This window comes from Streptomyces sp. NPDC005070 (assembly GCF_053600395.1).
Genome location: NZ_JBSFZS010000099.1, coordinates 22,184 through 29,612, shown reverse-complemented (window position 1 = coordinate 29,612; position 7,429 = coordinate 22,184). Strand labels below are relative to the sequence as shown.

Genomic DNA, 7,429 nt, shown 5'->3' with positions numbered 1-7,429 from the left:
TCCCGGACGATCTCCAGGAATTCGCCGGTACGACGGTAGCGGGCGTCCTTGTCGAGGAAGTCGCCGTACGCGCGCTGCTCGTGGCTCTCGCCGCCGGTCACCACGTTCAGCAGGAGCCGTCCGCCGCTCCGGCGCTGGAAGGTGGAGGCCATCTGCGCGGCGAGTGTGGGCGACAGGAACCCCGGCCGGAAGGCGACGAGGAACTTCAGCCGCTCCGTGTGCTGACTGACCATCGCGGTCGTCAGCCACGCATCCTCGCACCAGGCGCCCGTGGGGGTGAGGGCGCCGACGAACCCCAGGTCCTCCGCGGCGCGGGCGATCTGGCTCAGATAGGCGACCGTCGGCGGCCGGTCCCGTCCCGACGGCGTGGCGGGCGTGCCATGACCGCCACCGACGACATCGCGGCTGTCGCCGTTGGTGGGCAGGAACCAGTGGAAGGTGAGGGACACGGCGGCGTTCTCCGATCGTGGGGCCTGAGGGGTCCGGGCGGGGCCGGCGTCGGCCGGGGCCGGCCGCCGGGAGATCTCGGCCGGGGAGCGTCAGCCCGTCGCGGCGAGCAGGGGGATGCGGCCCAGCGCCGCGGAGAACTGGTCCACCACCTGGGCCAGGGCCTCGGCGCTGCCCGGCGCCACGGTGACGCTCCCGTCCTGGCCGGTGATGATGTCCTTGTCGAGGGTGAACCAGCCCTGCACGATATGGGCCGCCCCCATGGAGTTGAGGACCGGACGGAGTGCGTAGTCCAGGGCGAGCACATGGGCGGTGCTGCCTCCGGTCACCAGGGGCAGCACGGTCTTCCCGGTCAGGGCGTACTGCGGGAGCAGATCGAGCAGGGCCTTCAGGACGCCGGAGTAGGCGGCCTTGTAGACGGGGGTGCCGATGACCACTCCGTCGGCACGGGCGAACAGTTCGGTCGCCTCGACTATGGCCGGGTGCTGGAAGTCCGCGCCGAGCAACGCCTCCGCGGGGATCGTCCGCACGTCGAGAGGGATCACCTCGTGGCCCTGTGCGGCGAGCCGCGTGTCGAGGTGCCGCAGGAGCTTGGCGGTGCGGGAGGAGACCGAGGGGCTGCCGGAGACGGACAGGACGGTGGCCATGAGTCCTCTTTCGTGAACGGGTTCCGGTGGACGGGTTCCGGGTGGGTGCCGTGAGCGGGCTCGCGGGTGGATTCCGTGACCCGGGTTCCGGGTGAGCGGGCGTGACCGGCGGTCCGGGACGACGGACTGCCGGGGAGCGGTGAGCGAACGGCGACGACGGGCCAGGCTCGCACTCCCCGCGCGTGGCTCGCTGGAAAGGGGCCTGAGTCCTGACGGACTCTCCGCCCCCGAGCGCCAGTCGGGTCTCGAAGCGCCGCACGGACCGCGGCACGGCAGGCGGGGCCTGGCAGTCCGGGACGCGTCGACGTTCGGGAACTCAGCCGGGATCAGGAGGAGTTCGGGCGCCGGAGCAAGAGCCGACGACTAGCACACACCGGACCACGGCCGGAGAAAGTCACCGTGGGCGGACGGACCCGCGCGAAGGAAACCCGGAGTCGGGGGTCGTCAGACTTCGCGGCGACAGAAGGCGCTGCAGACACGCGCGAGGTCGACGTGGCGTCGCCGCGTGAGGTCCAGTCGCTTCGTCATGCGGAGATCGTCGCAGCCCAGGGCGAGGGCAGTCAAGGAACGGCGGTCCGGTCTCGTATCCCGGACGGTGACGTGTACCGGCGTTCCGCGGGCATACGCCTGGCCGCCCTCGCGTTGGCCCGGCAGCGGACGCGAGCCGCGCTCGCCCGGTGCGCGCGTCGCCGTTCCGGGTACTCAGCCGCGTACCGGCATGATCCCGTGCCTCCGACGCGGTTTGGGGGCGTCCAGCATGGAGACGCCGTTGTGGCGGCGGCCCCGCGAGAAGAGCACCGGAGCGGCGACGAACGTGACGAAGATCGAGACGACACTGACGGGGAACAAGACCGGGAGCGACTGGCCCTCGGGGAGCGTGCGGCCGCCTTCGTGGACGGCGTAGCCGAACGCCGCGACGAAGACGACGACACTCAGGGCGGCCAGGACCAGCAGGACGGCGCCGGTCCGGCGGGTACGGGCCTCGGTGCGGACCTCGGCGAGCAGGGAGGCATCGCACACCGGGCAGATCAGCTCCACGCTCTGTGTGCCGGACGCCGGCCGACGCACCCGGTACAGGCTGTCCTTCCAGGTGATCCTGCGCGTCCGGGTGAGGAACCCGGTCGTCCTGTCACTGAGGATGTGGCGCACCGCGACTTCCACCGTGCCAGGTATGGGTCCGTTCATGTCCCGTCAGCCCCCCGTTCCCGCGCGCCCCGGTATGGACGTGCGGCCAACACAGTCTCGGATTCGCGGCGGCGGAGATCAACAGCCCGCAGCAGGCTTTGCCCCGACTATTCCTTCCGGGTGAACGAGCCGCTGGTGACGGGGAGTTGCCGCGATCCGGTCCGGTCGCGGGCCGAGGACACTCTCCTGACGTCACGTCGGGAAGGGCGCGGCTCGCTTCCCTTCGTACGCTTGAACCGGCCGCCCCCGGGCAAGCGGAGTCCACGGGACCCGCCGCTCCGGGTCCGCCGTCCGAGCTGGAGGTGTCTGCCGCCATGGGCACAAAGGTGCTGGAACGATTTCCCGCCGGGGCTCCGCGTGGATCCTGGACCGCGGAGGAGTACGCGGCCCGGCGCAGGACCGAGGGCCTGAAGGCGACGGTCGTGATGGACCTGAACTCGGACGCCTTCCTCGTGGTCGTTCCGGCCGGCGACGAGGACTGAGCCGGACCACGACGGACGGTGCCCCCGCGCGAGCCGCGCGGGGGCACCGTCGTGTAACCGGAACCGATGGACTCGGTGCGGCCGAACCCCGTCGGGTCGGACCGGGCTCGCTCCGGCCCGGCCTCTCAGACCTCGGCGCGCCCGTCCGCTCAGACCTCGACGCGCTCGTCCCCCCGGGCCCCGGGTGCGGGCGTCCGCTCGGGATCGGCACCGCGCTCGCGGCTGAGTGCCCCCGGCCACCACGCCCGGCGCCCGATGTCACGGACCAGGGCGGGCACCAGCAGGGAGCGGACGACCAGGGTGTCGAGCAGGACGCCGAACGCGACGATGAAGGCGATCTGCACCAGGAAGGCCAGCGGGATCACCGACAGTGCGGCGAAGGTCGCGGCCAGCACCACGCCCGCCGAGGTGATCACCCCGCCGGTGGCGACGAGGCCGCGCAGCACACCCTGGCGCACCCCGTGGCGCAACGACTCCTCGCGGACCCGCGACATCAGGAAGATGTTGTAGTCGACGCCGAGGGCCACCAGGAACACGAAGCCGTACAGCGGCACGGAGGCGTCGGTGCCCGTGAAGCCGAACCCGTGCCGGAACACGAGCGACGAGATGCCCAGCGTGGCGACGAAGTTGAGCGCCACCGTGGCCACCAGGAGCAGCGGCATGAGCAGCGAGCGGAGCAGGACGGTCAGTATCACCAGGATGATGGCGAGGACCACCGGCACGATGAGCGCGCGGTCGCGTTCGGCGGTCTGCCGGGTGTCGTACTGCTGGGCCGCGTAGCCCCCGACGAGCGCGTCGGCGTCCGGTACGGCGTGCACCGCCAAGCGCAGCCGGGCGACCGTGGCCTTCGCCGCGTCGCTGTCCGCGGCCGACCGGAGCGTGACGTCGACACGGACGCGGCCGCCGACGATCCGGGGCGCTCCCCCGCCGGGCCGCCCGGACCCCGTCACCGCGGCGGCCGCCGCGACGCCGTCCGTCGCGCGCGCCGCGGACGTGACCTGTGCGACGCGGTCGGCGTTCGCGATGATCACGGCGGGGTTGCCGGAACCGCCGGGGAAGTGCCGCCCGAGGGTCTCCTGCGCGGCGACCGACGGCGCGTCGTTGACGAAGGTCTCGGCGAGCGGGATGCCCTTCGCGGTCAGGGTGGGCGCGAAGGCCGCGCAGGCCAGGAGCCCGACCAGGGCCATCGCCCAGACCTTGCGCGGTGCGCGGTCGACCAGCGCCGCGACCCGGTTCCAGATGCCGTCGCCGGTGCTCACCCCGCCCGCAGGACGGGGCTTGGCCGGCCAGTAGGCGGCACGCCCGAGGAGCACCAGGACGGCGGGCAGGAAGGTGAGCGAGCTCAGCGCGGCGCAGGCCACGCCGATGGCACCCACGGGACCGAGCGACCGGTTGTTCGTCAGATCGCTGAGCAGCAGCGCCAGCAGCCCGAGGGCGACGGTTCCCGCGCTCGCGACGATCGCGCCCCAGGACTGCCGCAGTGCCGCCCGGACCGCCGTGAACCGGTCGGCGCTCAGGGCCAGTTCCTCACGGAAGCGGGCGCTGAGCAGGAGCGCGTAGTCGGTCGCGGCGCCGATCACGAGGATCGAGAGGATGCCCTGCACCTGGCCGTCGACGCGTACGACGTCGTGGTCGGCGAGGACGTAGACGACGGCGCAGGCCAGGCCGAGCGCGAACACCGATCCGAGGATGATGAGGAAGGGCAGCAGCACACTGCGGTAGACGAGCAGCAGGATCACGAGGACGGTCGCCAGGGCCACCCCGAGGAGCAGTCCGTCGATCCCGGCGAAGGCGTCGCCGAGGTCGGCCTGGCTGGCCGCGGGTCCGGCGATCCACGCGGTCGTTCCGGGAACGCCCTCGGCGGCGGTACGGATCCGGTCGACGGTGTCGGGAAGCCGCTTGCCGAGGTCGGGCCTGAGCTGGACGACTCCCTCCAGCGCCTTGCCGTCGTCCGACGGCAGGGCGGGGGACGGCCGGCCGACCACACCGGGGGTGCCGGCGAGGGCGGCGAGGGCGCGGGTCGCGGCGGACTGCCGGGCCGTGGCCGTGGAGGTGTCACCGTCCACGGTCCACACGACGATCGCGGGCAGCGTCCCGTCCTGCTGGAAGGCCTTCTGCTGAGCCACCACCTTCGTGGACTCGGCGCTGCGCGGCAGGAAAGCGGCCTGGTCGTTGGTGGAGACCTCGCCGAGCCGGCCGGCGTAGGGGCCGAGGGTGCCTCCGATGCCGAGCCAGGCGACGAGCAGGACGACGGGGATCAGCCACAGGGCTCGTCGCGGGGTGAGGGACATCGTTCTCCAGGTTTCGCCGTCAGGTGTCTTAATGAATGACAATCTCAATCATTGAGATATCTTGCGGCCAGATCGTAGACCATGCCCGGGGTTCCGGTCCCGGGGGCCGTTCGGATGCGTCGGAGGGGGTGCGGTCGCAGGCGTCCGCCGGCGGGTTCAGCGGCCGGGTGACCGTACGGCCGAGAGCTGTTCGTTCATCGCCGCCAGGAACCGGAGGACCACGGACAGCTCGTCCTCGCTGAAACCGGACCGCACGCTCGCCGTGACGTCGGCGAGCGGCCGGAAGTGGGCGCGCGCGGCGGACCTGGCGTCCGGGTCGTAATGGAGGTGGACCACCCTGCGGTCGGGGCTCTCCCGGACGCGCCGGATGTGACCCGCGCGTTCGAGCCGGTCCAGACACGCGGTGACCGCGCCCGAGGTGAGTCCGAGGTGCTCGCGCAGCCGGCCGGGGGTGAGCGGCTCGGAGGCGTCGAGGATCGCCGCGAGCGCCAGTACGTCCGTCGCGTGCAGACCGTGTTCCCCGGCGAAGCCGTGGACCAGCCGGTTGATCTCGCCGTTCAGCCGGCGCAGCTCGACCGCGAAGGAGTGAAGATCCGTCGCCCCGGCCCGGTCCGGGCCCGTATCGGGGTCCGGATCGTCCGTCCGGTCGTCGCGGTCGTCTCGTCTGGCCACGTGATCAGCTTATAGAAGTCCCGGCGCCTCCCCCGTTCGGGCGTCCGGCACCCGGCGGCCGCCCCGTCCGGCGCATCCGCGGGCGGTGCCCGGGTGGAAGGGATCAGGGACGAAGGCGGTCCCCGAGGGGGGCCGGCGGCGACCGACGGAGGATCCATGAGCGACGAGGAGACCGGCACCGGCCCCAGGTGTCTGGTGACCGGTGCCACCGGCTACATCGGCGGACGGCTGGTCCCCGAACTGCTGGCCGAGGGCTACCGGGTGCGCTGTCTGGCCCGCTCACCGGCCAAGCTGCGCGACTATCCCTGGGCAAGCGAGGCGGAGGTGGTGCGCGGCGACGTCACGGACGCCGGATCGGTCGCCGACGCCCTGCGCGGCTGCGAGGTCGCGTACTACCTCGTGCACGCCCTCGGCACGGGCCACGACTTCGAGGAGACGGACCGCAGGGCGGCCCGGATCTTCGGCGAACAGGCCCGTGCGGCGGGCGTGCGGCGCATCGTCTACCTGGGCGGCCTCACCCCCGCGGGCGTTCCGGACGCCGAACTGTCGCCGCACCTGAGGTCCCGGGCCGAGGTGGGGCGCATCCTGCTGGAGTCCGGCGTGCCGACCACCGTGCTGCGCGCCGCGGTGATCATCGGCTCCGGCTCGGCCTCGTTCGAGATGCTGCGCTATCTCACCGAGCGGCTGCCGGTGATGGTGACGCCGAGCTGGGTGCACACCCGCATCCAGCCGATGGGCGTACGCGATGTCCTGCGCACCCTGGTCGGCAGCGCCGGGATGCCGGCGGAGGTCAACCGCGCCTTCGACATCGGCGGCCCCGACGTCCTCACGTACCTGGAGATGATGCGGCGGTACGCGGCCGTCGCCGGGCTGCCGCGCAGGCTGATCTTCCCGGTGCCGGTCCTCACGCCCCGGCTGTCCAGTCACTGGGTCGGACTGGTCACCCCGGTGCCCGCGTCGATCGCGCGTCCGCTCACCGAGTCGCTGCGCCATGAGGTCGTGTGCCGCGAGCACGACATCGTCCGGTACGTTCCCGATCCTCCGGGACGGCCGATCGGCTTCGACGCGGCGGTGACCCTGGCGCTCCAGCGGGTGCGCGACGCCCAGGTGACGACCCGGTGGTCGTCGGCGTCGTATCCCGGGACGGCCAGCGACCCGCTGCCCACCGACCCCGACTGGGCGGGCGGCAGCCTCTACACGGACGACCGCGAACTGGCCGTGGACGCCTCGCCGAAGAACCTGTGGCGGGTGATCGAGGGCATCGGCGGCGACAACGGCTGGTACTCCTTCCCGCTGGCCTGGGCGGTGCGCGGCTGGATGGACCGGCTGGTGGGCGGGGTGGGACTGCGGCGCGGACGGCGGGACGCGAGCCGGCTGCGGGTGGGCGACTCCCTGGACTTCTGGCGGGTGGAGGAGATCGAGCCGGGCCGGCTGCTGCGGCTGCGGGCCGAGATGCGACTGCCCGGGCTGGCATGGCTGGAGATGTACGCCGACGCGACGGACGACGGGCGTACGCGCTACCGGCAGCGGGCCCTGTTCCATCCGCACGGGCTGCTGGGGCACCTGTACTGGTGGAGCGTCTCACCGTTCCACGCCGTGGTGTTCGGCGGCATGGCCCGGAACATCGCGCTGGCGGCCAGGAACGCCCCCGCGGACGCGGCCGCCCCGGCGCTCACCCGCTGACCCGCAGGCCCGCGGCGGCGCC

7 protein-coding genes are annotated in these 7,429 nt (G+C 72.7%); 2 read left to right on the top strand and 5 right to left on the bottom strand.

Annotated features, from left to right (window positions below):
- The 3 genes from ACWEBX_RS27935 to ACWEBX_RS27925 all read right to left on the bottom strand — a co-directional run.
- Positions 1–449 (bottom strand): LLM class flavin-dependent oxidoreductase (locus ACWEBX_RS27935; RefSeq protein WP_451887560.1); only part of this gene is annotated, 449 nt, incomplete at its 3' end.
- Positions 450–539: 90 nt separating this feature from the next.
- Complete coding sequence (gene ssuE / locus ACWEBX_RS27930; protein WP_451887559.1) at positions 540–1,094, bottom strand: NADPH-dependent FMN reductase; 555 nt, start codon at positions 1,092–1,094, stop codon at positions 540–542.
- Between the two features lie 702 nt (positions 1,095–1,796).
- Positions 1,797–2,279, bottom strand: coding sequence for a hypothetical protein (locus tag ACWEBX_RS27925; protein ID WP_451887558.1), 483 nt, complete (start codon positions 2,277–2,279; stop codon positions 1,797–1,799).
- A gap of 314 nt (positions 2,280–2,593) precedes the next feature.
- Between ACWEBX_RS27925 and ACWEBX_RS27920 the strand changes: the two genes are divergently transcribed.
- Positions 2,594–2,761 carry a hypothetical protein gene (locus ACWEBX_RS27920; RefSeq protein WP_339127605.1) on the top strand — a complete coding sequence of 56 codons (168 nt, stop codon included), beginning with the start codon at positions 2,594–2,596 and terminating at the stop codon, positions 2,759–2,761.
- A gap of 149 nt (positions 2,762–2,910) precedes the next feature.
- On the opposite strand, the gene ACWEBX_RS27915 is transcribed toward ACWEBX_RS27920, so the two are convergent.
- Both ACWEBX_RS27915 and ACWEBX_RS27910 read right to left on the bottom strand, forming a co-directional pair.
- On the bottom strand, positions 2,911–5,052 hold the full coding sequence (locus tag ACWEBX_RS27915; RefSeq protein WP_451887557.1) for an MMPL family transporter: 2,142 nt from the start codon (positions 5,050–5,052) through the stop codon (positions 2,911–2,913).
- Positions 5,053–5,208: 156 nt separating this feature from the next.
- A complete protein-coding gene (locus ACWEBX_RS27910) occupies positions 5,209–5,724 on the bottom strand; it encodes a MarR family winged helix-turn-helix transcriptional regulator (protein ID WP_451887556.1) in 516 nt (171 codons plus the stop codon).
- A gap of 156 nt (positions 5,725–5,880) precedes the next feature.
- Between ACWEBX_RS27910 and ACWEBX_RS27905 the strand changes: the two genes are divergently transcribed.
- Complete coding sequence (locus tag ACWEBX_RS27905; protein ID WP_451887555.1) at positions 5,881–7,407, top strand: SDR family oxidoreductase; 1,527 nt, start codon at positions 5,881–5,883, stop codon at positions 7,405–7,407.
- Positions 7,408–7,429 lie beyond the last annotated feature (22 nt).